Genomic DNA, 22,629 nt, shown 5'->3' with positions numbered 1-22,629 from the left:
GGCGTGTGGGTCCTTATTGACTTAACGTTTCAGACAGTGGAGGATGATTGGATGCGTAATATCTCTGATATTATCGAACGATATCTGAAGAGTATTTTGCATGAAAGTCCCGAAGGAATGGTTGAAATTCAGCGTAATGATCTGGCAGATCAATTCTCATGTGTACCTTCCCAGATCAATTATGTCATCAGCACACGTTTTACACTCGAGAAGGGATACCTGGTAGAGAGTAAACGCGGCGGTGGTGGTTATGTTCGCATACAGCGCATTGAATTACCGGCCCAATCAGCTCTGCATAATCATTTGCACCATAGTATTGGTGAAGAGATCGGGCAGACAGCTGCCGAAGGTCTGATCTATCAATTGGAAGAAGCGCGCTTCTTGAACAAGCGGGAAGCCGGGTTGATGCGAGCTGCTGTATCTAGAGAGGTTATATTGGTCAAACTTCCTTACCGGGATCAAATTCGTGCCAGAATGTTGAAGGCGATGTTAATATCTTTGCTCGGTAAATGAAAACTATCGGGGTCAAAGGAGGTACATCAATATGCTGTGCCAAGAATGCAATAAACGTCCGGCGACACTTCATTTTACGAAGATCGTAAATGGAGAGAAGACGGAATTCCATATTTGTGAGTCATGTGCCCGTGAAAAAGGGGAAATGATCCCTGGAACAGCAGGTGGGTTTTCCATTCACAACTTGTTGTCCGGATTGCTTGATTTTGATCCAGCCGGCAAAAGTGGATCGGCAGGAACACCACCTGCAAAAGCACTTCAATGTGAAGAGTGTGGTATGACGTACGCTCAATTTAGTAAGATAGGCCGGTTCGGCTGCAGTTCATGTTATAAATATTTTGACAGCCGTCTGGATCCTTTGTTCAAGCGGGTTCATGGTAATACGTCCCATGTAGGCAAAGTGCCTGCACGAGCTGGTGGTCGCATCAAGGTGAAACGGCAAATTGCTGATCTGAAGCGTGAGCTCCAAGAGAGCATCGCACAAGAGGAATTTGAAGAGGCGGCCCAGATCCGTGACCAGATCAGAGGACTTGAAAAAGGAATAGCTCAGGAGTAAAGTTGGTCATGAGTAGGAGGGATGCGTAATGCCTAATCTGCGCTTTACAGAGAAGGCGCTCAGCGACTGGATGCGCAGTGATGCGGCTGATTCCGAAATTGTCATTAGCAGCCGTGTCCGGATTGCACGCAACCTTCAGCATGTTCCGTTTCCGATGCTGGCTTCCAATGAGCAATCGGAAGAGGTGCTGAATAAGCTGAGCGAAGTACTTCAATACGATGACGTTCATGCCTTTGGGGATTTTCATACGTTGGATCTGATCGATATTGACGAACTCGACAAACGGGTGCTGGTGGAGAAACATCTCATCAGTCCAAGTCTTGCGAATGAATCCAGGAATGGTGCGGTTATTCTCAGTGAGGATGAGTCAGTCAGTATTATGATTAACGAAGAGGATCATCTTCGTATCCAGTGCCTCTATCCGGGGTTCCAGGTGAAAGAAGCCTGGGAGAAAGCTTCCGCAATAGATGATGCTTTTGAAGCGCATGTGGATTATGCTTTTGATGATCGCAGAGGATACTTAACCAGCTGTCCTACTAATGTAGGTACAGGTGTCAGAGCATCGGTTATGATGCACTTGCCTGCTCTGGTGATGACGCAACAGATAGGCCGTATTCTAACCGCAGTTTCCCAAGTGGGATTGACGGTAAGAGGAATATACGGTGAAGGTAGCGAGGCGATGGGTAACCTGTTCCAGATCTCGAATCAGATTACATTGGGACAGACCGAACAGGAAGTCATTGAGAACCTGCATGGTGTTGTGTTACAGATGATTGGTCATGAACGTACAGCGAGAGAACGGTTAATTACCGACTCCAGACTTCGGATTACGGATCGGGTCATGCGTTCTTATGGCATATTGTCTCATGCAGCTATTGTTGATTCCAAGGAAGCTGCACAGCGCTTATCGGATGTACGCCTTGGCGTGGATCTCGGATTGTTGGATGGACTGTCCATCACGGTAATGAATGAGTTGAATGTGATGACACAGCCGGGATTTTTGCAGAAAACATTCGGGGAAGATATGCGCACAGATGAGCGTGACATATACCGTGCTCAGTTGATTCGTGATACGATCAATGCAGCGAAGCAGTCCTAGTTTAGCCTGATATAGTATTGAATTATGGTTTCATGCCGCATTGCGGCTTTTATATAATAAGGCATGTACAAATGCCAAATGACTTTATTCGCAGCACGGCTGCAAACAAAAATGATATGAAGAATACGACGGTTATTTCATTACATGACCTCGTTTTATCCAAAACCATGGAGGTGCAGGAGATATGATGTTTGGAAGATTTACGGAACGGGCCCAAAAGGTGCTCGCACTCGCGCAGGAAGAAGCTGTCCGTCTCGGTCATAATAACATCGGTACTGAGCATATTTTGCTCGGCCTCATTCGTGAAGGCGAAGGCATCGCAGCCAAAGCACTGATCGGCCTGGGACTCGGATTGGAAAAAATTCAGGATGAAGTAGAAACGCTAATTGGCCGTGGCCAAGAGCAACCTACCAACATTGCATATACGCCACGTGCGAAAAAAGTAATTGAACTGTCTATGGATGAAGCTCGTAAATTGGGCCACACTTATGTAGGCACAGAGCATATCCTGCTCGGATTGATTCGTGAAGGCGAAGGTGTTGCAGCACGTGTGCTCAATAACCTGGGAATTAGCCTGAACAAAGCACGGCAACAAGTGCTGCAATTGCTTGGCAGCAGTGAAGCTGTATCCAGTCATAATGGCACACCTGCCAATGTAAGTACACCAACGCTGGACAGTCTGGCACGTGATCTCACGGCTTATGCGAGAGAGAACAACCTGGACCCAGTCATTGGACGTAGCAAAGAAATTGAACGTGTCATTCAGGTGCTCAGCCGTCGTACGAAGAACAACCCGGTATTGATCGGTGAGCCAGGTGTAGGTAAAACAGCGATTGCTGAAGGCCTTGCACAAAAAATTATTGCAAATGAGATTCCGGAAACATTGCGCGACAAACGTGTAATGACCCTGGATATGGGTTCTGTAGTGGCTGGAACCAAATATCGTGGTGAGTTCGAAGATCGTCTAAAAAAAATCATGGATGAGATTCGCCAAGCAGGTAACATTGTCCTGTTTATCGACGAATTGCATACCTTGATTGGCGCAGGCGGAGCTGAAGGTGCCATCGATGCTTCTAACATTTTGAAACCGGCTCTGGCCCGTGGAGAATTGCAATGTATCGGTGCGACAACACTGGATGAATATCGTAAATACATCGAGAAGGATGCAGCGCTTGAGCGTCGTTTCCAACCGATTACTGTAGATCAGCCTTCTCCGGAAGAAGCGATTCAAATCTTGCACGGCTTGCGTGACCGTTATGAGGCGCATCACCGCGTGAAAATTACGGACGAAGCAATTGTGCAGGCGGTTAAACTGTCTGACCGTTACATTACAGACCGTTTCCTGCCAGATAAAGCGATTGACCTGATTGATGAAGCGGGTTCCAAAGTAAGATTGAACTCTTACACGATCCCACCAAACCTGAAACAACTGGAAAGCCGTCTGGAAGATATCCGTAAGGAAAAAGACGCTGCAGTTCAAAGTCAGGAGTTCGAAAAAGCAGCAGCTCTGCGTGATACGGAACAAAAAATCCGTGAAGAGCTGGATGTAACGAAGAACCAGTGGAAAGAGAAACAAGGTCGCACCGATTCCGAGGTTACTCCTGAGGATATCGCACAAGTGGTAGCCAGCTGGACAGGAATCCCTGTGAACCAACTGAAAGAAGAAGAGACACAGCGTCTGATGAATCTGGAGTCTATTCTACATGAACGTGTCATCGGTCAGGATGAGGCAGTGAAGTCTGTCAGCCGTGCGGTTCGTCGTGCTCGTGCGGGACTTAAAGATCCAAAACGTCCGATGGGTTCATTCATTTTCCTCGGCCCTACAGGGGTAGGTAAAACAGAACTTGCTCGTGCTCTGGCTGAAGCGATGTTCGGCGATGAAAATGCAGTAATCCGGATTGATATGTCCGAGTATGGTGAGAAGCACTCGACTTCCCGACTTGTCGGAGCGCCTCCAGGATATGTTGGGTACGAAGAAGGTGGCCAGCTGACAGAGAAAGTTCGTCGCAAACCATATTCCGTAGTCCTGCTCGATGAAATCGAGAAAGCACATCCAGAAGTATTCAATATCTTGTTACAAGTGCTTGAGGATGGTCGTCTGACGGATTCCAAAGGTCGCGTCGTTGACTTCCGCAATACGCTGATCATTCTAACATCCAACGTGGGTGCCGAAGCGATCAAACGTAACTCTACACTGGGCTTCACTGCAGTTGTAGATGCAGGAGCAGATTATGACAACATGAAGGGGAAAGTGATGGATGAGCTGAAGAAAAGCTTCCGTCCAGAGTTCCTTAACCGGATTGATGAAATTATCGTGTTCCATTCACTCGAAGAAAAACACATCGCTGAAATTGTTACGCTTATGAGTGAAGAACTTCGTAAACGACTGCTCGAACATGAGGTCGATTTCGAACTCACTGATAATGCCAAGTCTTTCCTTGCGAAGTCAGGCTTTGATCCGGCTTACGGTGCGCGTCCGCTTCGTCGGGCGATCCAGAAGCATATCGAGGACAAATTGTCCGAAGAGTTGCTCACAGGTAACGTAACCAAAGGGGATTCATTGCTCATCGACGAAGAGAACGGTGCACTGTCTGTTACGAAAAAAGACGTGGTCGTTCCGTCCAATGAGGAAATCGAAACCAAATAATATTTAGCAAGCTTTGGAGTTAAACTTCAGCTTGTATTGATCCATAATCCTTAATCAAATCCTTCTCGGCTTCGGCCGGGGAGGATTTTTTGCACTTTGGACAGAAGACGGACATGATTATGTCAGGAACATGTGTAAAGTTTGCGATAATCCTTTACGAAAAATCTCAAACAATGGTAAACTTTTAGTAACCCTGCACGTCAGGGAGTTTGGGTGAAATTCGTCGAATAATGCAAAATGCTGTTATAAAATTAAATTATAGGAGTGCTGAAGTGGCCAAAGTTAAAACCAAGTTTCAATGTACGGAATGCGGCTATGAAGCCCCCAAGTGGTACGGTAAGTGTCCGGGTTGTCAGTCATGGAATTCAATGGTGGAAGAAACAGAGACAGTGGTCAAAACACAAGGGAGAAATTCTCCTCTGTTTGACAGTAAAGATAAACCGCTTCCTATCATAGATATAGATAGCGGTCAGGAACCGCGTGTACAGACTGGAATCGGAGAGTTGAACCGGGTATTGGGTGGCGGAATCGTTCCGGGTTCACTCGTTCTGGTGGGCGGAGATCCGGGTATTGGTAAATCAACGTTGATGTTGCAGACGTCCCATGCTTTGACGCATTCGGGTTTGCGTGTGTTATATGTTTCCGGTGAGGAATCAGTCAAGCAAACCAAATTGCGGGCAGACCGTCTAGGGGCACTCTCTGCCGAGTTGTATGTACTGTGTGAAACCAATATGGAACGTGTAGAGGAAGCGGTGGATCAGATCCAGCCGCATTTTCTGGTCATCGACTCCATTCAGACGGTATATCTTCCCGAAGTTACCAGTGCGCCTGGTAGTGTTGCACAGGTAAGGGAATGTACGTCAAGGTTCATGCGGATTGCCAAAGGCAGAGGCATTGCAACGGTTCTTGTGGGGCATGTTACCAAAGAAGGTGCTATTGCCGGTCCACGTATGTTAGAACATATGGTGGATTGCGTGCTTTATTTTGAAGGAGAACGGCATCATACGTATCGCCTGTTGCGTGCGGTGAAGAACCGTTTTGGTTCCACCAATGAGATTGGTATTTTTGAAATGGGCGAGGATGGACTTCGTGAGGTGGGCAATCCGTCCGAACTCTTTTTGTCGGAACGTCCACTGGGTGTAGCAGGTTCAACGGTAGTTGCCAGTATGGAGGGGACACGTCCTCTGCTCGTGGAATTACAGGCGTTGATCTCAACCACCCATTTCCCTTCTCCCCGCCGTATGGCAACAGGGGTAGATCTGCATCGATTAAATCTTATCATTGCAGTGCTGGAGAAACGAATGGGTATGTTCTTACAGACCCAGGATGCGTATCTGAACGTGGCTGGTGGAGTACGATTGGATGAGCCCGCTGTAGACTTGGCGGTTGCCGTCAGCATTGCATCCAGTTTGAGAGATGTACCGACCAAGCCGGATGACGTCATCTTTGGCGAGATCGGTCTGACAGGTGAAGTTCGAGCCGTATCACGGGCCGAACAGCGAGTGAAGGAAGCCGCAAAGCTGGGCTTCAAACGAGTCATTTTACCAGAAAAAAGCTTAAAGGGCTGGAAACATCCTCGCGGGATACAACTGATCGGTGTGAATACCGTGGCAGATGCACTAGCGGTTGCTTTAGATTAGGGGGCATAACAAGATGAAAGATATGAGCCAACTGGATAATATGAATGAGTTGTTAAGGCTGATCGCACCAGGTACACCTTTCCGCGAAGGTCTGGAAAATGTGCTGCGCGCCAAGACGGGCGCACTGCTTGTTGTAGGATACAGCCCTGAAGTAATGGAAGTGGTGGATGGGGGATTCTCGATTAACTGTGATTTCTCCCCGAACTATCTGTATGAACTCGCCAAGATGGATGGAGCCATTATTCTTAGCGAGGATTTGAAGCGTATTCTTTACGCCAATACCCAGTTAATCCCGGACTCTTCGATCTCTTCATCAGAGACGGGGATTCGTCACCGGACGGCAGAGCGTGTAGCGAAGCAAACGGGTAAATTGGTCGTATCCATATCACAGCGCCGGAATATCATTACCTTGTATCAGGGAACACTTCGTTATTCCCTCAAGGAAATCGGGGTTATTTTGACCAAAGCGAATCAAGCGATCCAAACCCTGGAGAAATACAAAGCGGTATTAACACAGTCCCTTACGAATCTGAGTGCTTCGGAATTTGAGGAATTAGTAACGATTCCTGAAGTGGTTAATGTGATTCAGCGTACCGAAATGGTGATGCGGATCAAAACGGAAATCCAACGGTACATTCATGAACTCGGGAATGAGGGACGACTCATTTCCATGCAAATGGAAGAACTTGTGGGTACAACGGAAGAAGAAGCCTGGTTATTGTATAAAGACTATGCCCGTGACGACAGTGATGACAAAATCCGTGAAATTATCGTGGGACTGAAAAGATTGTCGGACGATGAGTTGCTGGATGCACATCATATTGTTCGTCTGCTCGGCTATCCTTCATCAGCGGCTACTTCAGAGGATTCGGTTGCCCCTCGTGGATTCCGGGTATTAAATAAGATCCCCCGCCTGCCCAATGTCATTATCCATAATCTGGTGGATCAATTCGAACAATTGCCTCATGTTATTATGGCTACAATTGAAGAACTGGACGAAGTGGACGGTATTGGTGAAGTTCGTGCCCGGACCATTAAGGAAGGCCTCAAACGTTTGCAGGAGCAAATGTTTATCGACAGACAGATGTAAGGGTTTGCCTATATAAAGGCTTGAAATGGATGAGGTGAAACAACGATGCTAACCAGATTCATTCCGAATCTCTTTACCCTGGGTAATCTGTTTCTTGGAATGATGGCAATTTTGCTTGCGATTGATGGAAATTACAGTTTGGCTGCCATTATGGTCATTGTAGCGATGCTACTGGATGGTCTGGATGGCCGAGTGGCACGTGCACTTAATGCTCAAAGTGAATTCGGTAAGGAACTGGATTCCTTGTCTGACATGGTTTCCTTTGGTGCAGCACCAGCCCTGATCATATTTATGGTGTCGTTTCAAGATTCAATGCCGATCCTCGCCTGGATCGCAACAGCGGCTTTTCCGATCTGTGGAGCCATTCGTCTTGCACGGTTTAACGTTCGTCCGGGTATTCCCGGATACTTCACAGGTCTGCCGATACCGGCAGCCGGCGGGGTACTGGCCACACTGTCCTTGTTCAATAAGGATATTGGCCCAGTTAGCATGATGATTGCTACATTGCTGTTATCGTATCTGATGGTGAGTTCGCTTAAATATCCCAATTTCAAAAAGGTCGGGTTGCCACGCAAGGCAATCTGGATTGCACCATGGGTTGTGTTATTTGCCATAGCCGTAGCCGTTATTTTCCCAGAGCAGTTATCCAAATTGATCTTTATTCCGCTGGTGTTATACGCCTTGTATGGAATGAAGCATAATGTGCGAACAGCGGCCTCGCGTAGTCGGGCGAAAAAGCGCAAGGATGAGAAATCTTCCCGTCCTTCCGATCGTTAAGTCGCCTTGGGGACAGACACTATACAAAGAAAGCACGTACTCTCCTGAACTGGAGAATGCGTGCTTTTTGTTTATTCAGATCTATTTACGGTAAAAGAAACCCTTACGGACGACATACATATCTTCTTACGACAGATTAAACATCCCTAACGTTGAACACTTCTGTGATTCGTGATTTACGACCTCTTCCATGTTAATGTCCAGCAGATTGCAGAGAGCCGACATGTAGAACAGGTTCCTCCCTAGCTCAGAGCTGATGACCTCTCTGCAGTTCTCACACAACTCACCTTCCACATGCGTTTCCAGCAGGCCCTTGGTTTGAGCGATATCGCTCTCCGGGGCATATTTCTGCTTGGTGGCGTGCAGCTCGATGCAGCCGCATTCGGTAATGGCTTTGGACACGGCACGGTTAACAGACGCTCCGGCTTGTCCCGTTTTGGACAGTACATCAATCAGGCTGCGATGACGCAACAACAGTTCAGAAACTTGATCCTGGAAAGCCTGTAAACTTAGCGTACTCATTTTGCCAATCACCTCGGGATATGAATTGAATTCATTATATGCCAATAATTTACCTACTTTCAACTGACGATTGCAACATTTCCAAAAAGTTCTTCCAGATGGGATTAGCAATTCAGGAATTGGATCATACTGGATATAAAGATCAAGATACATTGAAGGAGGTGCAGGGACTAATGTGGAAAAAAGGCATTTTAACTTTTACAGGATTGTGCGGTGCATGGTTCGGCTACACGGCATATCATCTGGCAGGAAAATCGGTCCCATGGATGGCGGAGTGGATTCAGTCAGCAGGATTACTGGGAGCTGGTATATCGACGCTGCTGGGAGCTGTAATGTTTATGGCTGTATGTAATATTGGTGGAACATTGATGGCAGACAGGCTGCATAGTGGAATTGATTCATTGGCAAAAGTACCTATGAACGAATTGGCTGCAGGTGCTGCAGGTACCGTTGCAGGATTGCTCGTGGCCTTGTTACTTTACCCTGTTGTGGGATGGATGGGGACGGCAGGAGAAGTGCTGCAAGTAGCGCTGACGGTGATTAGTGCTTATTCCGGTTATACCCTTGCCATGGCGAAGAAAGACGATCTGGGGGCCTTCTGGATGTCTGGACGATGGGGTCATCCCGAGGTGGACGAGGATAGACGGATGGAAGAACATAAAATTCTGGATACCAGTGTTATTATCGATGGGCGTATCGCTGATATATGCAAAACCGGATTTATTGAAGGCACGATCGTAATTCCGGAATTTGTTCTGGAGGAGTTACAGCATATTGCCGATTCATCGGATCTGCTCAAGCGGAACAGAGGACGGCGTGGACTGGACATTTTGAACAAAATTCAGAAGGAACTTGATGTAAAAGTCCTGATCTACGAGGGGGATTTCGAGGAAATCTCCGAGGTGGACAGCAAACTGGTTAAACTGGCTAAAGTGCTTCAGGGTAAAGTGGTCACCAATGACTTTAACCTGAACAAAGTGTGCGAACTCCAGGGTGTATCTGTGTTGAACATTAATGATCTCGCCAATGCGGTTAAGCCGGTTGTTCTGCCAGGTGAGGAGATCATGGTGCAGATCATCAAGGATGGCAAGGAGCATGGTCAAGGTGTAGCCTATCTGGATGATGGCACAATGATCGTTGTGGAGGGCGGACGCGAGTATATCGGCATGATGATGGAAGTGCTGGTGACCAGTGTGTTGCAGACTTCAGCGGGACGAATGATTTTTGCCAAGCCGAAACTGTTGGAAAAAGCCCAATAAAGCGGTATGATGGGTAGTGTATCGTTGAATGATATTGTATATCTTTGGACGATAAACTGACAGACAAGGCAGGGATTGCGGCATGGATAAAGGGTGGGGCGTTGTCATTGTGGCAGCAGGTCGCGGAACCCGGATGGGGACGACCGAGAGCAAACAGTTTCTGTTGCTGCAGGACAAGCCCGTTTTCATACATACGCTTGAGGTATTTGCTGTGCTGGACGAGATCCGCGAGATGGTGCTGGTCACAGGAACCGCAGATGTTGAACGCTGCCAGGATTGGGTAAAAGAATACCAATTGGCTTCACGTGTCCGTGTTATCCCCGGAGGGAAAGAGAGACAACATTCTGTCCATAAAGGCCTTGAGGCACTTGGGACGGATTGGGTTCTCGTTCACGACGGGGTACGTCCTTTTGTGAACCATGAGCAGATCAAGGGATGCATGGCGGCCGCCATAGCCGGTGGTGGAGCAGCTGTACTGGCGGTTCCCGTGAAGGATACGATCAAACAAGTGAATGCGGAAGGTGTCGTTACGGCGACGCCAGACCGCAGCAGTCTGTGGAGCATTCAAACCCCGCAGGCTTTTCGTCTTTCTTCCCTGCTCTCCGCCTACGAATCAGCTGAGCAGGACGGATTTCTGGGAACAGATGATGCCATGCTGGCTGAACGTCAGGGAATGTCGGTCAAGGTTGTGGAAGGCAATTATACCAATATCAAATTAACAACGCCGGAAGATTTGAAATATGCTGCGTTTTTGCTGGGGGGAGAGAAGAAGCGATGATACGTGTAGGACAGGGATTTGATGTACATCAGCTGGTAGAGGGACGCCCGTGTATTATTGGCGGAGTAACGATTCCTTATGAAAAAGGTCTGCTGGGTCACTCGGACGCAGACGTGCTGTTGCACGCGATCAGTGATGCCATTTTGGGTGCACTGGCACTTGGGGATATTGGCAAGCACTTCCCGGATACCGATCCGGAATTCAAAGATGCCGACAGCCTGAAATTGCTGGAGCATGTATGGCAGCTTGTGAAGGATCGCGGGTATAAGCTAGGGAATATCGATTCAACGATTATTGCCCAGAAGCCAAAGATGGCTCCTTATATCCCACAGATGGCTGAGGTTATTGCCAAGGCACTGGAAGCGGATGTAACACAGGTGAACGTGAAAGCAACAACGACAGAGCAACTGGGATTCCCGGGACGGGGAGAGGGCATTGCCGCTCAATCCGTTGTTTGCCTTGTACGTGTGTGATATCATCAATCAATTAGTGACGGAGGGGATCATATGAGCACGGATATTCGTGTGCGTTACGCGCCGAGCCCAACGGGACACCTGCATATCGGGAATGCCCGTACGGCGTTGTTTAACTATTTATATGCCAAACATAATAACGGTAAATTCATTATTCGTATTGAAGATACGGACGTGAAACGGAATATTGCCGGTGGTGAAGAAAGCCAACTGAAATACCTGAAATGGCTCGGAATTGAGTGGGACGAAAGTATTGACGTGGGCGGAGAATACGGACCATACCGTCAAACGGAACGTCTGGACCTCTATCGTAAATATACGCAGGAATTGCTGGATAAAGGTCTGGCTTACCGTTGCTTCTGCACGGAAGAAGAATTGGAGCAAGAGCGCGAGGAACAGTCTTCACGTGGAGAAACACCGCGTTATTCTGGCAAACACCGTGACCTGACTCCAGAGCAAATTAGTGCGTTTGAAGCGGAAGGCCGCGTAGCGAGTATTCGTTTCCGTGTGCCGGAAGAGCGCACATATACGTTTGATGATATGGTTAAAGGCACAATCTCGTTCAACAGCAAGGAATCCGGTGACTTCGTCATTGTGAAAAAAGACGGCATTCCCACATACAACTATGCCGTTGCTGTGGATGATCACTTGATGAAGATCTCCCACGTCCTGCGCGGGGAAGATCACATCTCAAACACGCCGCGTCAACTGATGATCTATGAAGCGCTTGGCTGGGAGCCACCGCAATTCGGTCATATGACGTTGATCGTGAATGAAAATCACAAGAAGCTGAGTAAACGGGATGAGTCCGTTATCCAGTTTATTGAGCAGTATGATCAGCTCGGCTATTTGCCTGAAGCGATGTTTAACTTTATTTCCTTACTCGGCTGGTCGCCGGAAGGGGAAGAAGAGATCTTCTCGCAAGAGCAACTGATCTCCATTTTTGATACGAAACGTCTGTCCAAGAGCCCTGCGGTATTTGATACCCACAAGCTGGCGCACTTGAACAACCACTATATCAAACATGCTGACCCGGAACGTATTGCCGAAATGGCCATTCCGCATCTGCAAAAGGCTGGACGTATTTCTTCCGAGCTGTCTGCTGAACAAAAAGAATGGGCTTATACTCTGGTACACCTGTACCAAGAGCAGATGAATTCTGCCTCCGATATTGTCGAATTGTCGGAAGTATTCTTCCGTTCCAATCTGGAGCTTGAAAGTGAAGGAGAAGCAGTGCTTGCGGAGGAGCAGGTGCCAACTGTACTGAAGGCATTTGCGGATAAAGTACAGGCGAGCGAAGAGTTTACTCCAAGCAAAATGGCTGCATTGATCAAGGAAGTACAGAAAGAAACCGGCTTTAAGGGCAAACAGCTCTTTATGCCAATTCGTGTAGCCTTGACTGGACAGACGCATGGACGGGATCTGAACCAAACGATCGTGCTTCTGGGTCGTGATACGGTGATCGAACGTTTGCTTGCACAAGTAAAATAATCTTAGTCGAAGACATTCCGTTTATTTGGAATCTGAACACAGTCCTACGATGGATAGATTACGTAGGAGGCTGTTGTCAGTCTGAGGCCTTTTCGCTATAATAACAACACAACGAATAATTGATATGATTTATCTAATAGAACAGCAAAGATCGGGAGGAGTAGACTGACCCGGACAGATTCAGAGAGGATGGTCCCGTAGCAAAGAGAGATTTCTTTGGATGCGGTGGCTGTGAACCATCCACTGTCCATCAGTCGAAATGCGCCCGTGAGCTGCACAGCCGAATCCAGCCCCGCCTTTGTCGATCATGACATGGGAAAACGTTAGGATAGGTTGTGACGATTGGTTTCCGTTACCAAACCGCTTGAGGGCTCATTCTATTTAAGAATGAACCGAGCAGAGTGGGACCGCGATAAACGCCTCTGCAGCTAAATGCTGCAGGGGCGTTTTTTTGTTTAGGCGAGTGTGCAGTACACTACCAAGGAACGCGCCGTCCGGTAAGCCGGAGGACGGGAACCTGAACAAGAGGGGAACGAGCATGTTCAAGAAGATCAGATCAGATATCCAGGCGGTGTTTGAAAACGATCCGGCGGCCCGAGGTTGGTTTGAGGTGGTATTCACCTACTCAGGGCTGCATGCGATATGGGCACACCGGATCGCTCATTTTTTATACAAGCGAAGATGGTTCTCGGTTGCCCGGTTCATTTCGCAGGTTAGTCGTTTTATGACAGGAATCGAGATACATCCTGGAGCTACGATCGGAAATCGGTTGTTTATTGACCATGGAATGGGCGTCGTTATTGGAGAAACATGTGAGATTGGCGATGATGTCGTTATCTATCAGGGGGTTACCCTGGGCGGAACAGGGAAAGAAAAAGGAAAGAGACATCCGACCATTGGTAATAATGTGGTTATCTCATCCGGAGCCAAGGTGCTGGGTTCATTTAGCGTGGGGGATCAGTGTAACATTGGTGCGAACTCCGTTGTGCTTAAGGAGGTCCCTTCCAATAGTACCGTGGTAGGTATACCGGGTAGAATTGTTAAACAGGATGGCCGACGGGTAGATCGCCTCAGTCAGCAATTGCCCGATCCGGTCGTTGACTCCTTGCGCGGTATGCAAAAAGAACTCGAACGATTGCAGGAAGAAGTACGTACACTGCAAAATGCCCGTGAAAATGAGACTGTGCGTGATACGTGATACAATAAATAAAGGCAGTATAGGATGAAAGGATAAGTGACCATGACGCTTCAGATTTATAATACGATGAGTCGTACCAAAGAGAAATTTGTTCCCCAAGAGCCAGGGAAAGTGAAAATGTATGTCTGCGGACCAACGGTATATGACTACATTCATATCGGGAATGCACGCCCGGTTATCTTTTTCGACACGGTTCGTGGATACCTGGAACAGACAGGACATGATGTGAACTATGTGGTGAACTTCACGGATGTGGACGATAAGTTGATTCGCAAAGCAGAACAACTTGGAACAGACGTTCCTCACGTGGCTGAGAAATTTATTGCTGCCTATTATGAAGACATTGAGGGATTGGGTATTCCCAAGGCAAGCAGCAATCCGAGAGTAACGGAAAACATGCCGCTGATCATTGATTTTATCCGTGAGCTGGTTGAAAAAGGATTTGCGTATGAAAATGGCGGTGACGTCTATTATCGCACAGGCAAATTCAGCGAATATGGCAAACTTTCGAAACAAAACCTGCAGGAGCTGCAATTTGGAATCCGTGTGGGTGTGGACGAGCGCAAAGAGCATCCCGAAGATTTTGTGCTCTGGAAGGCTGCCAAACCAGGTGAGATCTATTGGTCCAGTCCTTGGGGCGATGGTCGACCAGGCTGGCATATTGAGTGCTCCGCCATGGCTAGGGAGTACCTTGGGGATACACTGGACATTCACGGGGGTGGACAGGATTTGCAGTTCCCGCACCATGAGTGCGAATGCGCCCAATCCGAGGTATTAACAGGTAAACCACTTGCGAACTACTGGATGCATAATGGATTCATCCGGATTGATAACGAGAAGATGTCGAAATCACTCGGTAATGGTGTTCTGGTTAAAGACTTGCGGAATCAATATAAACGCGAAGCGATTCGTTATTTCATGTTGTCTACCCACTATCGCAATCCATTGAACTTCACGGATGATACGATGGAGCAGGCACAGAACAGTGTGGACCGGATTGCAAATGCGGTAGGTAACCTGAACCATCGTCTGAATGCAGTAACTGTTGATCAGGACATCACAGCAGAGTTTGCGGCAAGACTCGACCAAATTCGTCAGCAGTATCACGAAAAGATGCAGGACGATTTCAATACTCCTGATGCGATCACTGCGATGTTTGAGTGGGCAGGTGAAGCCAACCAACTGTTGCAGCAAGAAGTAGTTAATGCGGCAGACATTCGTGCACTCCTCGAATTGTTCAGTGAATTGAATGCTGTGCTGCGCATCTATACTGACGCAGAGCCAGAACTTCTGGATGAGGAAGTAGAACGTCTGATTGAAGAGCGTGTAGAAGCGCGCAAGTCGAAAAACTGGGCAAGAGCGGATGAAATTCGCGATGAATTGTCTGCACGTGGCATTCTGCTTGAAGATACGGCGCAGGGCATGAGATGGCGGCGCAAATGAGCGAGGGACATCCAAATACACCAAAACAACAGGAGCAGGTCACAGAGGGAGGATGGTTCCCATATCCTCCTTCCAGACCTGCGAGGTTGATTCCACCTATTGCACTGGCCTATATTGGTGATGCGGTATATGAGGTAGCTGTTCGTCAATATCTGTTGTCGAAGGCCAACATGCGTCCCAATCATTTGCACCGTAGTGCAACCGGGTTGGTATCAGCGAAGGCACAGAGCCGCATACTTACAACGATTGAGGCTGAACTGACAGAGGAAGAACGTGATATCGTCCGGCAAGGGCGGAATGCCAAGTCGGGTAGTGTACCCAAAAATGCAGATGTGTTGGAATACAGACATGCTACGGCTTTTGAATGTCTCATTGGTTACCTCTACAGCAGTGGTCATCACGATCGCATGATTGAACTGATCGGGCTTGGCATTGAGCACGCGGAACAACAATCGCCATCACCGACAAAAAAATAGAAATTTCAACAAAACAACGCATTACAGAGAGGATCGAACAACGATGGAAGAAGAATGGATCGCCGGTAAACACTCCGTGACGGAGGCGCTGCGTTCAGGCCGGACCATTAATAAAATATGGATTGCCGATACAGCACAGAAACATCTGACTCAACCTATTATCTCGGAAGCTAAAAAACTAGGTATTGTCATTCAACACGTGGACAAGCGTAAGCTGGATCAAACGGTACCAGGCATTCAGCATCAGGGGGTAGTTGCTCAAGCAGCACCTTACGCTTATGTGGAGGTAGAAGACATTCTTGCCGCAGCAAAAGCGAAGAATGAGCATCCTTTCCTGATTCTGTTGGATGAGATTGAAGATCCTCATAACCTGGGGTCCATTTTGCGGACAGCAGATTGCACGGGTGCGCATGGCGTCATTGTACCGAAACGTCGCTCGGCAGCGGTAACCGTGACAGTATCCAAAACATCAGCAGGCGCTGTGGAGTACGTGCCAGTGGCTCGGGTAAGTAATCTTGGACAGACCATCGATCGCCTCAAAGAGGAAGGTGTATGGGTTGTAGGGACAGATGTCACGGCTCATGAAGGTGTCTTTGGTAATGGAGTCTTTACTGGCCCTGTGGCATTGGTAATCGGAAATGAGAACAAGGGAATGGGACGACTTATTCGTGAGAAATGCGATGTGCTGATCAAACTACCAATGCAAGGTCAGATTAATTCCCTGAATGCTTCCGTGGCAGCCGGGGTTGTCATGTACGAAGTGCTCCGCTCGCGTCAAGCGCAGGAATAGATGGTATGGCTGATTCCCGTGATGTGCTTCTTGTAGACGGGTACAACATGATTGGCGACTGGCCGGAATTAACCAAACTGGCGGAAAGTGGGCTCGAAGACGCACGTAACAGGCTTCTCTTTCGTCTTGCAGACTACCAGGCTTTCTCCGGCCGTCGAGTCATTGTTGTGTTTGACGCCTACCTCGTGCCTGGACTCGGTAAATCCTTTACTCAGAGCAAAGTGCAGATCTATTTTACAAAGGAAAAAGAGACGGCAGACGAATGCATTGAAAGACTCGTTCGGGAACTAAGCATGCGAAGACGCCAAATCTATGTGGCTACGAGCGATATGGTAGAGCAACATGTCATTTTTGGACAGGGAGCGCTACGCGTATCTGCAAGGGAGTTACTAATTGAAGTTGAGCAGAACGAAAAAGAATTAAAAAAACGACTGGAAGAAGATCAGGCGAAGACCACACGTAACACACTCGGGGGTAAGTTAAGTCCCGATGTATTGAAAGAGTTTGAGCGATGGCGCCGGGAATAACAGTACGTTTTTACAAAATTTAGAATATTGAAACTCTTGACATTTATGTTATTGATGTTCTTTTTTAGGCAGAGCGTGGTTGACGGTGTGAGGTACCATCATATATACTGATCCTATATTTCATAGAGTAGAGTAACGGGGTACCTTGCGTTGCAGCCGGAGGGATTGTCTGTGAGTGTCGACCTCAAAGATATCATGTTATCTAAGTATGATTACCAAAGTGACGAAGACATTGTCGAAGCTTTCCGTGAAGGCGAAAGCGAAGCGTTAGAGTTTCTAATTAACAAATATCGTAACTTTGTACGCGCCAAGGCAAGATCTTATTTTCTGATTGGGGCAGACCGGGAAGATATTATTCAAGAAGGAATGATTGGCCTCTACAAATCCATTCGAGATTTCAAAGGGGACAAACTGGCTTCGTTCAAGGCTTTTGCCGAACTGTGTATTACAAGACAGATCATCACGGCGATTAAGACAGCAACACGTCAGAAGCATATTCCGCTTAATTCTTATGTATCTCTGGACAAGCCTATTTATGACGAAGAGTCTGATCGTACGTTACTCGATGTGATTTGTGGAACCCAGGTCAGTGATCCGGAAGAACTTATCATCAATCAGGAAGAGTTTGTGGGCCTGGAAGATAAAATGTCCGAGATTCTGAGTGATCTGGAACGTAAAGTATTGATGTTGTATCTGGACGGGAGATCTTATCAAGAGATTGCAGTAGATTTGGACAGACATGTGAAGTCCATTGATAATGCACTTCAGCGCGTCAAGCGCAAACTTGAAAAGTACCTGGAAGTTCGAGATAATTAAACAGATGTTGTCGTTGACGGAAAAGGCTCGGTGTTTGAGTCTTTTTTTAGTGTCTCAAGTTTATAAAATCTAAGAATGTTTATACTAGTAATCGCTCGGTCCAAGCAGGAGAAGAGAAAAACAGAGATGAGAAACGAATGTACGTTGTACGGAAGTAATACCCAATGAATGAAAGACTATTCTTTCATTGACATGGTTATACCCTTGTGATAAAGTGTTTTAGGTAGGCCTAAATTTATGGCTTTTTTTCAGGATCAATTTAGAGACTCTGCTTGAATGTGGAAGTCTTCGGGAGGTGTACATCATGCGGGTAATTATTACTTTGGCTTGTACTAACTGCAAACAAAGAAATTACACTACGACAAAAAACAAGCGTAATCACCCCGACCGCATGGAGATGAAGAAATTTTGCAAGTTTTGTAACGAGCAGACTTCTCATCGCGAAACCAGATAGTTTTTGGAGGTGTCGGCGTGAAACGAAGTTTCAAATCTCTGATTTCCTTTTTCTCAGAAAGCTGGGCTGAACTTAAAAAAGTTCGCTGGCCTAATCGTAAAGAGCTGACCAACTACACATTGATCGTACTTGGTACTGTTGTGGTTATGACGCTGTTTTTTTGGGTCATTGACATTGGCATCTCCTTTGTGATCGAAGCGATTATTTAAGAAGGGTTCCGGTGGCTTGATATGGAAAAAAGATGGTACGTCGTTCATACCTATTCAGGGTATGAGAACAAGGTCAAAGCCAATTTGGAAAAACGCGTAGAGTCTATGGGCATGGAAGACAAGATATTCCGCGTTCTTGTTCCTATGGAAGAAGAAGTGGTAAACAAGGACGGTAAGAAAAAAACCGTTATGCGTAAAGTTTACCCCGGTTATGTCTTGGTGGAAATGGTACAGACGGATGATTCTTGGTATGTTGTTCGCAACACACCAGGGGTTACAGGATTTGTCGGTTCGACAGGTTCTGGGTCCAAACCAACTGCATTGTTGCCTGAAGAAGTGGAACAAATTCTGAAGCACATGGGAATGGTTGAACCTAAGCCGAAAATTGAGTTCGATATTAAGGAATCCGTACGTATTAAAGTCGGTCCTTTTGCGAATTTCGTAGGCTCCGTGGAAGAAATTTTGGTAGAGAAAAGCAAGTTGAAAGTGCACGTGAACATGTTTGGACGGGAAACACCGCTTGAGTTGGAATACACGCAAGTGGAGAAGATATAGTTTCTTCAAGTTTCTTGTGGGAGGGTTGAAAAACCCGTTAACCACTATTTTGCAAGGAGGTGTCAATCATGGCGAAAAAAGTTATTAAAATGGTAAAACTGCAGATTCCAGCAGGTAAAGCAAACCCAGCACCACCAGTAGGTCCAGCTTTGGGTCAAGCAGGTGTCAACATCATGGCATTCTGTAAAGAATTCAACGCTCGTACAGCTGATCAAGCGGGATTGATTATTCCAGTTGAAATTTCTGTATTCGAGGACCGTTCCTTTACTTTCATCACTAAAACTCCACCAGCAGCAGTTCTGTTGAAAGTGGCAGCTAAAGTTGAAAAAGGATCAGGCGAACCGAACAAGAAAAAAGTTGCTACTGTTAAACGTGATGCGGTACGTCAAATCGCAGAAACAAAAATGCCTGACCTGAATGCAGCAGACGTTGAGTCCGCTATGCGTATGGTCGAAGGTACTGCCCGCAGCATGGGTATCACCATCGAAGACTAATTTTCATAAGAAACATGGCTTCGTAAAACCGGTCGATTCGCGACCGGTTGATGTGGGAGGTATATCCGCTAACACCACAAAGGAGGAATAAAACATGGCTAAACACGGTAAAAAATACCTGGAAGCTGCTAAGCTGATTGACAGCGAAGCAACTTACGAGCCTTCAGAAGCTGTAGAGCTTGTGAAAAAGGCAGCTACTGCAAAATTCGATGAAACAATCGAAGCAGCAGTTCGTTTGGGTGTAGACCCTCGTAAGCAAGACCAGGCTGTACGTGGTGTTGTTGTCTTGCCACACGGCACAGGTAAAACACAACGCGTATTGGTATTTGCAAAAGGTGACAAAGCGAAAGAAGCGGAAGCGGCTGGCGCGGACTATGTTGGTGATGCAGACATGATCAACAAAATCCAACAAGGCTGGTTCGAATTCGACGTCTGCGTAGCGACACCAGATATGATGAGTGAAGTAGGTAAATTGGGCCGACTGCTCGGCGGTAAAGGTCTGATGCCTAACCCTAAAGCCGGAACGGTAACTTTCGATGTAACTAAGGCTGTTCAAGAAATTAAAGCCGGTAAAATCGAATATCGTCTGGATCGTGCAGGTCAAATTCATGCACCGATTGGTAAAGCTTCTTTCTCTTCTGAGCAACTTAATGAGAACTTCAAAGCTCTCATGGAAGCTCTGAATCGTGCTAAACCAGCGGCAGCAAAAGGTGTTTATCTGAAGAATGTTAGTCTTTCTTCCACGATGGGCCCTGGCGCACGCGTGAACGCAGCAGCTTTTAGATAATATCTCTTGACAGGCTTGTCCTGTTTTTGATAAGATATAAAAGTTGTGAGTCCGAGTGACTGACCGTTGACATTTGAATATGCTTGCCGTAGACAGTAGGTGCCATTTGGCTTAATTTCCTGCCGAGGTGTGATTATAGAACTTAGAACGATGCAAATCGATGATGAGTATATATCAAGCCTTCGTGATTCTACGGAGGCTTTTCTTAATGGGATAAATTTGATCAGGAGGTGTACAGATTGGCAAACGCAAAAGTGATTCAAGCAAAACAAGAATCCGTTGATGCAGTAACAGCAAAATTGCGCGAGAGCGTTACAACTGTTGTTGTTGACTATCGCGGATTGAACGTTGCCCAAGTAACTGAGTTGCGTAAGCAACTTCGTGAAGCAGGGATCGAATTCCAAGTGCTGAAAAACTCGTTGCTTCGCCGTGCAGCTGCAGCAGCAGAACTGACAGAACTTGAAAATGTTCTTACAGGTCCTACTGCAATTGCATTCAGCGTAGATGACGTTGTGGCTCCAGCTAAAATTCTGAACGACTTCGCGAAAAAGAACGATGCACTGGAATTGAAAGGTGCAGTCGTAGAAGGTCGCGTAATCGGAGTAGAAGAAGTTAAGGCATTGGCAGAACTGCCATCCCGCGATGGACTCCTCTCCATGCTCCTCAGCGTGCTTCAAGCGCCAGTGCGCAACTTCGCGCTTGCGGTTAAAGCAGTTGCAGAAAAAGAAGAACAAGGCGCGTAAGCAACTTGATCTGAATGCTGCTTAGGCGGCAAATGAATTTAAAAAAATAATATTATATATGGAGGTTCACTCATGAGTAAAGAGCAAATCTTAGAAGCAATCAAAGGCATGACTGTACTGGAATTGAACGATCTTGTTAAAGCAATCGAAGAAGAATTCGGCGTAACTGCTGCAGCTCCAGTAGCTGCTGCAGGTGCAGTAGCTTCTGCTGAAGCTGAGCAATCCGAGTTCGACGTAATCTTGACTAGCGCTGGTGCTTCCAAAATCAACGTTATCAAAGCAGTTCGCGAAATCACAGGTCTTGGCCTGAAAGAAGCAAAAGAATTGGTTGACAACGCTCCAAAAGCATTGAAAGAAAAAGTTGCTAAAGAAGAAGCAGAAGCGGTTAAAGCTAAGCTTGAAGAAGCAGGCGCTTCAGTTGAAGTTAAATAATTTAGCTATTACAAGCTAAATGAACAAAACAACAAACCCCTTGACTTATATCAAGGGGTTTGTTGCTGTAATTGTAAATGGAAAGTGAGTGAGGGCATGTCCAATCATTATTATTCGGACAAACCGCAAGTGGCGCATGATCGCAGAGCAACTGAAGCGGTTCTTCGCGGATTCAGTCTGCGATTCGTGACGGATGCCGGTGTGTTTTCCAAAAACGGAATCGATTATGGCAGCAGAGTATTGATTGATGCGATAGAGTTGCCATCAGGGGCTCATGTTCTCGATGTGGGCTGTGGATACGGGCCAATGGGTCTTACAGCAGCCAAACTTGTACCGGATGGGCATGTCACCATGATCGATATCAACGAGAGAGCCGTTGAACTTTCCAGGGAAAATGCAAAAGCGAACGGAATTAACAATGTTACGGTATTGCAAAGTAATCTACTGTCTGAAGTAAAAAAGCAAGATTTTGACGTTATCCTAACCAACCCGCCTATACGGGCTGGGAAAGAGACGGTTCATACTATTTTCGAACAGGCACATCGCCATCTGAAGGTAGGCGGTTCGTTGTGGATTGTCATTCAGAAGAAACAAGGAGCACCGTCAGCGAAAGCGAAATTGGAATCTTTGTTTGGAAGAGTGGAAGAAGTGACGAAGGATAAAGGCTATCGGATTTTCAAAGCGGTGAAATCGGAAGAGGTATCTACTAAAAGCTGAATCCGAGTTTGTAAAGTAAGCAGGGGATCATTTTTTTTGCAATAGGACTATTGACTTGAAATTCAGGTCGTGGTATAGTTGTAAAATGTCAGTATTAAGATGCCCTACTTGGCTTTAGCTAACTAAAAATGTCAACCTTTTTT

26 protein-coding genes and 1 other annotated feature are annotated in these 22,629 nt (G+C 46.8%); of the genes, 25 read left to right on the top strand and 1 reads right to left on the bottom strand.

Annotation, left to right across the window (positions count from 1 at the left end; translation table 11 throughout):
* The first annotated feature begins 51 nt into the window (after positions 1 to 51).
* From V6668_RS26995 to pssA, 7 genes are all read left to right on the top strand, one after another.
* Positions 52 to 513 (top strand): CtsR family transcriptional regulator, encoded by a 462-nt coding sequence (locus tag V6668_RS26995; RefSeq protein ID WP_036671579.1) that lies wholly within the window; start codon positions 52 to 54, stop codon positions 511 to 513.
* 31 nt (positions 514 to 544) lie between these two features.
* A complete protein-coding gene (locus V6668_RS26990; RefSeq protein WP_036607138.1) occupies positions 545 to 1,069 on the top strand; it encodes a UvrB/UvrC motif-containing protein in 525 nt (174 codons plus the stop codon).
* Positions 1,070 to 1,097: 28 nt separating this feature from the next.
* The gene (locus V6668_RS26985) at positions 1,098 to 2,168 is read left to right on the top strand and encodes a protein arginine kinase (RefSeq protein ID WP_036607140.1); all 1,071 of its coding nucleotides are present in this window, start codon (positions 1,098 to 1,100) and stop codon (positions 2,166 to 2,168) included.
* Positions 2,169 to 2,352: 184 nt separating this feature from the next.
* Positions 2,353 to 4,815: an ATP-dependent Clp protease ATP-binding subunit gene (locus tag V6668_RS26980; RefSeq protein ID WP_036607223.1), complete on the top strand. Its 2,463-nt coding sequence runs from the start codon at positions 2,353 to 2,355 to the stop codon at positions 4,813 to 4,815.
* A gap of 272 nt (positions 4,816 to 5,087) precedes the next feature.
* Positions 5,088 to 6,455 carry a DNA repair protein RadA gene (gene radA, locus V6668_RS26975; protein ID WP_036671578.1) on the top strand — a complete coding sequence of 456 codons (1,368 nt, stop codon included), beginning with the start codon at positions 5,088 to 5,090 and terminating at the stop codon, positions 6,453 to 6,455.
* 13 nt (positions 6,456 to 6,468) lie between these two features.
* Positions 6,469 to 7,545 carry a DNA integrity scanning diadenylate cyclase DisA gene (gene disA / locus V6668_RS26970; protein ID WP_036607144.1) on the top strand — a complete coding sequence of 359 codons (1,077 nt, stop codon included), beginning with the start codon at positions 6,469 to 6,471 and terminating at the stop codon, positions 7,543 to 7,545.
* A gap of 45 nt (positions 7,546 to 7,590) precedes the next feature.
* A complete protein-coding gene (gene pssA / locus V6668_RS26965) occupies positions 7,591 to 8,322 on the top strand; it encodes a CDP-diacylglycerol--serine O-phosphatidyltransferase (RefSeq protein ID WP_017692048.1) in 732 nt (243 codons plus the stop codon).
* 126 nt (positions 8,323 to 8,448) lie between these two features.
* Here the strand turns inward: pssA and V6668_RS26960 are convergent, their stop codons facing one another.
* Positions 8,449 to 8,844, bottom strand: coding sequence for a hypothetical protein (locus V6668_RS26960; RefSeq protein WP_017692049.1), 396 nt, complete (start codon positions 8,842 to 8,844; stop codon positions 8,449 to 8,451).
* A 173-nt stretch (positions 8,845 to 9,017) separates the two neighbouring features.
* Here V6668_RS26960 and V6668_RS26955 point away from each other — a divergent pair, with 173 nt between their 5' ends.
* From V6668_RS26955 to V6668_RS26870, 18 genes are all read left to right on the top strand, one after another.
* Positions 9,018 to 10,103: a PIN/TRAM domain-containing protein gene (locus V6668_RS26955; protein WP_047841132.1), complete on the top strand. Its 1,086-nt coding sequence runs from the start codon at positions 9,018 to 9,020 to the stop codon at positions 10,101 to 10,103.
* Positions 10,104 to 10,185: 82 nt separating this feature from the next.
* Positions 10,186 to 10,881 carry a 2-C-methyl-D-erythritol 4-phosphate cytidylyltransferase gene (gene ispD, locus V6668_RS26950; RefSeq protein WP_338707132.1) on the top strand — a complete coding sequence of 232 codons (696 nt, stop codon included), beginning with the start codon at positions 10,186 to 10,188 and terminating at the stop codon, positions 10,879 to 10,881.
* Entirely contained in the window at positions 10,878 to 11,354 is a 477-nt protein-coding gene (ispF, locus tag V6668_RS26945) for a 2-C-methyl-D-erythritol 2,4-cyclodiphosphate synthase (protein WP_017692052.1), read from the top strand. The genes ispD and ispF overlap by 4 nt, the downstream gene beginning before the upstream one ends.
* 33 nt (positions 11,355 to 11,387) lie before the next feature.
* Positions 11,388 to 12,845 (top strand): glutamate--tRNA ligase, encoded by a 1,458-nt coding sequence (gene gltX, locus V6668_RS26940; protein WP_338707131.1) that lies wholly within the window; start codon positions 11,388 to 11,390, stop codon positions 12,843 to 12,845.
* Positions 12,846 to 13,383: 538 nt separating this feature from the next.
* On the top strand, positions 13,384 to 14,043 hold the full coding sequence (gene cysE / locus V6668_RS26935; RefSeq protein WP_036607155.1) for a serine O-acetyltransferase: 660 nt from the start codon (positions 13,384 to 13,386) through the stop codon (positions 14,041 to 14,043).
* A 42-nt stretch (positions 14,044 to 14,085) separates the two neighbouring features.
* On the top strand, positions 14,086 to 15,486 hold the full coding sequence (cysS, locus tag V6668_RS26930) for a cysteine--tRNA ligase (protein WP_017692055.1): 1,401 nt from the start codon (positions 14,086 to 14,088) through the stop codon (positions 15,484 to 15,486).
* Positions 15,483 to 15,962 carry a Mini-ribonuclease 3 gene (locus V6668_RS26925; protein WP_036607160.1) on the top strand — a complete coding sequence of 160 codons (480 nt, stop codon included), beginning with the start codon at positions 15,483 to 15,485 and terminating at the stop codon, positions 15,960 to 15,962. The genes cysS and V6668_RS26925 overlap by 4 nt, the downstream gene beginning before the upstream one ends.
* Before the next feature lie 43 nt (positions 15,963 to 16,005).
* Complete coding sequence (gene rlmB / locus V6668_RS26920; RefSeq protein WP_017692057.1) at positions 16,006 to 16,752, top strand: 23S rRNA (guanosine(2251)-2'-O)-methyltransferase RlmB; 747 nt, start codon at positions 16,006 to 16,008, stop codon at positions 16,750 to 16,752.
* Between the two features lie 5 nt (positions 16,753 to 16,757).
* Complete coding sequence (locus V6668_RS26915) at positions 16,758 to 17,279, top strand: NYN domain-containing protein (protein ID WP_338707130.1); 522 nt, start codon at positions 16,758 to 16,760, stop codon at positions 17,277 to 17,279.
* Positions 17,280 to 17,450: 171 nt separating this feature from the next.
* Positions 17,451 to 18,095 (top strand): RNA polymerase sporulation sigma factor SigH, encoded by a 645-nt coding sequence (gene sigH, locus V6668_RS26910; RefSeq protein ID WP_017692059.1) that lies wholly within the window; start codon positions 17,451 to 17,453, stop codon positions 18,093 to 18,095.
* A 304-nt stretch (positions 18,096 to 18,399) separates the two neighbouring features.
* Positions 18,400 to 18,549 (top strand): 50S ribosomal protein L33, encoded by a 150-nt coding sequence (gene rpmG / locus V6668_RS26905; RefSeq protein ID WP_072735843.1) that lies wholly within the window; start codon positions 18,400 to 18,402, stop codon positions 18,547 to 18,549.
* A 17-nt stretch (positions 18,550 to 18,566) separates the two neighbouring features.
* Positions 18,567 to 18,758 (top strand): preprotein translocase subunit SecE, encoded by a 192-nt coding sequence (gene secE, locus V6668_RS26900; RefSeq protein ID WP_017692060.1) that lies wholly within the window; start codon positions 18,567 to 18,569, stop codon positions 18,756 to 18,758.
* A gap of 21 nt (positions 18,759 to 18,779) precedes the next feature.
* Positions 18,780 to 19,313, top strand: a complete 534-nt coding sequence (gene nusG / locus V6668_RS26895; RefSeq protein WP_036607165.1) for a transcription termination/antitermination protein NusG — start codon at positions 18,780 to 18,782, stop codon at positions 19,311 to 19,313.
* A gap of 68 nt (positions 19,314 to 19,381) precedes the next feature.
* Positions 19,382 to 19,807 carry a 50S ribosomal protein L11 gene (gene rplK, locus V6668_RS26890; RefSeq protein ID WP_017692062.1) on the top strand — a complete coding sequence of 142 codons (426 nt, stop codon included), beginning with the start codon at positions 19,382 to 19,384 and terminating at the stop codon, positions 19,805 to 19,807.
* Between the two features lie 94 nt (positions 19,808 to 19,901).
* Positions 19,902 to 20,594, top strand: coding sequence for a 50S ribosomal protein L1 (rplA, locus tag V6668_RS26885; protein WP_017692063.1), 693 nt, complete (start codon positions 19,902 to 19,904; stop codon positions 20,592 to 20,594).
* 68 nt (positions 20,595 to 20,662) lie between these two features.
* Positions 20,663 to 20,809: a sequence feature (ribosomal protein L10 leader region), on the top strand.
* Between the two features lie 24 nt (positions 20,810 to 20,833).
* The gene (rplJ, locus tag V6668_RS26880; RefSeq protein ID WP_047841127.1) at positions 20,834 to 21,337 is read left to right on the top strand and encodes a 50S ribosomal protein L10; all 504 of its coding nucleotides are present in this window, start codon (positions 20,834 to 20,836) and stop codon (positions 21,335 to 21,337) included.
* A 72-nt stretch (positions 21,338 to 21,409) separates the two neighbouring features.
* Complete coding sequence (gene rplL / locus V6668_RS26875; protein WP_017692065.1) at positions 21,410 to 21,769, top strand: 50S ribosomal protein L7/L12; 360 nt, start codon at positions 21,410 to 21,412, stop codon at positions 21,767 to 21,769.
* Between the two features lie 96 nt (positions 21,770 to 21,865).
* Positions 21,866 to 22,486 carry a class I SAM-dependent methyltransferase gene (locus V6668_RS26870; RefSeq protein WP_074096568.1) on the top strand — a complete coding sequence of 207 codons (621 nt, stop codon included), beginning with the start codon at positions 21,866 to 21,868 and terminating at the stop codon, positions 22,484 to 22,486.
* Positions 22,487 to 22,629 lie beyond the last annotated feature (143 nt).

This window comes from Paenibacillus amylolyticus, from assembly GCF_036894225.1.
GTDB classification, from domain to species: Bacteria; Bacillota; Bacilli; order Paenibacillales; family Paenibacillaceae; genus Paenibacillus; species Paenibacillus amylolyticus.
Note: the sequence above shows the minus strand (reverse complement) of the source record. Positions and strands in the feature narration are given on the sequence as shown.

What these genes read in the sequence shown, in the direction of transcription:
- V6668_RS26995 (WP_036671579.1), top strand. Translation starts at nt 52, where the DNA reads ATGCGTAATATCTCTGATATTATCGAACGATATCTGAAGAGTATTTTG.
- V6668_RS26990 (WP_036607138.1), top strand. Translation starts at nt 545, where the DNA reads ATGCTGTGCCAAGAATGCAATAAACGTCCGGCGACACTTCATTTTACG.
- V6668_RS26985 (WP_036607140.1), top strand. Translation starts at nt 1,098, where the DNA reads ATGCCTAATCTGCGCTTTACAGAGAAGGCGCTCAGCGACTGGATGCGC.
- V6668_RS26980 (WP_036607223.1), top strand. Translation starts at nt 2,353, where the DNA reads ATGATGTTTGGAAGATTTACGGAACGGGCCCAAAAGGTGCTCGCACTC.
- disA (WP_036607144.1), top strand. Translation starts at nt 6,469, where the DNA reads ATGAAAGATATGAGCCAACTGGATAATATGAATGAGTTGTTAAGGCTG.
- pssA (WP_017692048.1), top strand. Translation starts at nt 7,591, where the DNA reads ATGCTAACCAGATTCATTCCGAATCTCTTTACCCTGGGTAATCTGTTT.
- V6668_RS26960 (WP_017692049.1), bottom strand. Translation starts at nt 8,844, where the DNA reads ATGAGTACGCTAAGTTTACAGGCTTTCCAGGATCAAGTTTCTGAACTG.
- V6668_RS26955 (WP_047841132.1), top strand. Translation starts at nt 9,018, where the DNA reads ATGTGGAAAAAAGGCATTTTAACTTTTACAGGATTGTGCGGTGCATGG.
- ispD (WP_338707132.1), top strand. Translation starts at nt 10,186, where the DNA reads ATGGATAAAGGGTGGGGCGTTGTCATTGTGGCAGCAGGTCGCGGAACC.
- ispF (WP_017692052.1), top strand. Translation starts at nt 10,878, where the DNA reads ATGATACGTGTAGGACAGGGATTTGATGTACATCAGCTGGTAGAGGGA.
- gltX (WP_338707131.1), top strand. Translation starts at nt 11,388, where the DNA reads ATGAGCACGGATATTCGTGTGCGTTACGCGCCGAGCCCAACGGGACAC.
- cysE (WP_036607155.1), top strand. Translation starts at nt 13,384, where the DNA reads ATGTTCAAGAAGATCAGATCAGATATCCAGGCGGTGTTTGAAAACGAT.
- cysS (WP_017692055.1), top strand. Translation starts at nt 14,086, where the DNA reads ATGACGCTTCAGATTTATAATACGATGAGTCGTACCAAAGAGAAATTT.
- V6668_RS26925 (WP_036607160.1), top strand. Translation starts at nt 15,483, where the DNA reads ATGAGCGAGGGACATCCAAATACACCAAAACAACAGGAGCAGGTCACA.
- rlmB (WP_017692057.1), top strand. Translation starts at nt 16,006, where the DNA reads ATGGAAGAAGAATGGATCGCCGGTAAACACTCCGTGACGGAGGCGCTG.
- V6668_RS26915 (WP_338707130.1), top strand. Translation starts at nt 16,758, where the DNA reads ATGGCTGATTCCCGTGATGTGCTTCTTGTAGACGGGTACAACATGATT.
- rpmG (WP_072735843.1), top strand. Translation starts at nt 18,400, where the DNA reads ATGCGGGTAATTATTACTTTGGCTTGTACTAACTGCAAACAAAGAAAT.
- nusG (WP_036607165.1), top strand. Translation starts at nt 18,780, where the DNA reads ATGGAAAAAAGATGGTACGTCGTTCATACCTATTCAGGGTATGAGAAC.
- rplK (WP_017692062.1), top strand. Translation starts at nt 19,382, where the DNA reads ATGGCGAAAAAAGTTATTAAAATGGTAAAACTGCAGATTCCAGCAGGT.
- rplA (WP_017692063.1), top strand. Translation starts at nt 19,902, where the DNA reads ATGGCTAAACACGGTAAAAAATACCTGGAAGCTGCTAAGCTGATTGAC.
- rplL (WP_017692065.1), top strand. Translation starts at nt 21,410, where the DNA reads ATGAGTAAAGAGCAAATCTTAGAAGCAATCAAAGGCATGACTGTACTG.
- V6668_RS26870 (WP_074096568.1), top strand. Translation starts at nt 21,866, where the DNA reads ATGTCCAATCATTATTATTCGGACAAACCGCAAGTGGCGCATGATCGC.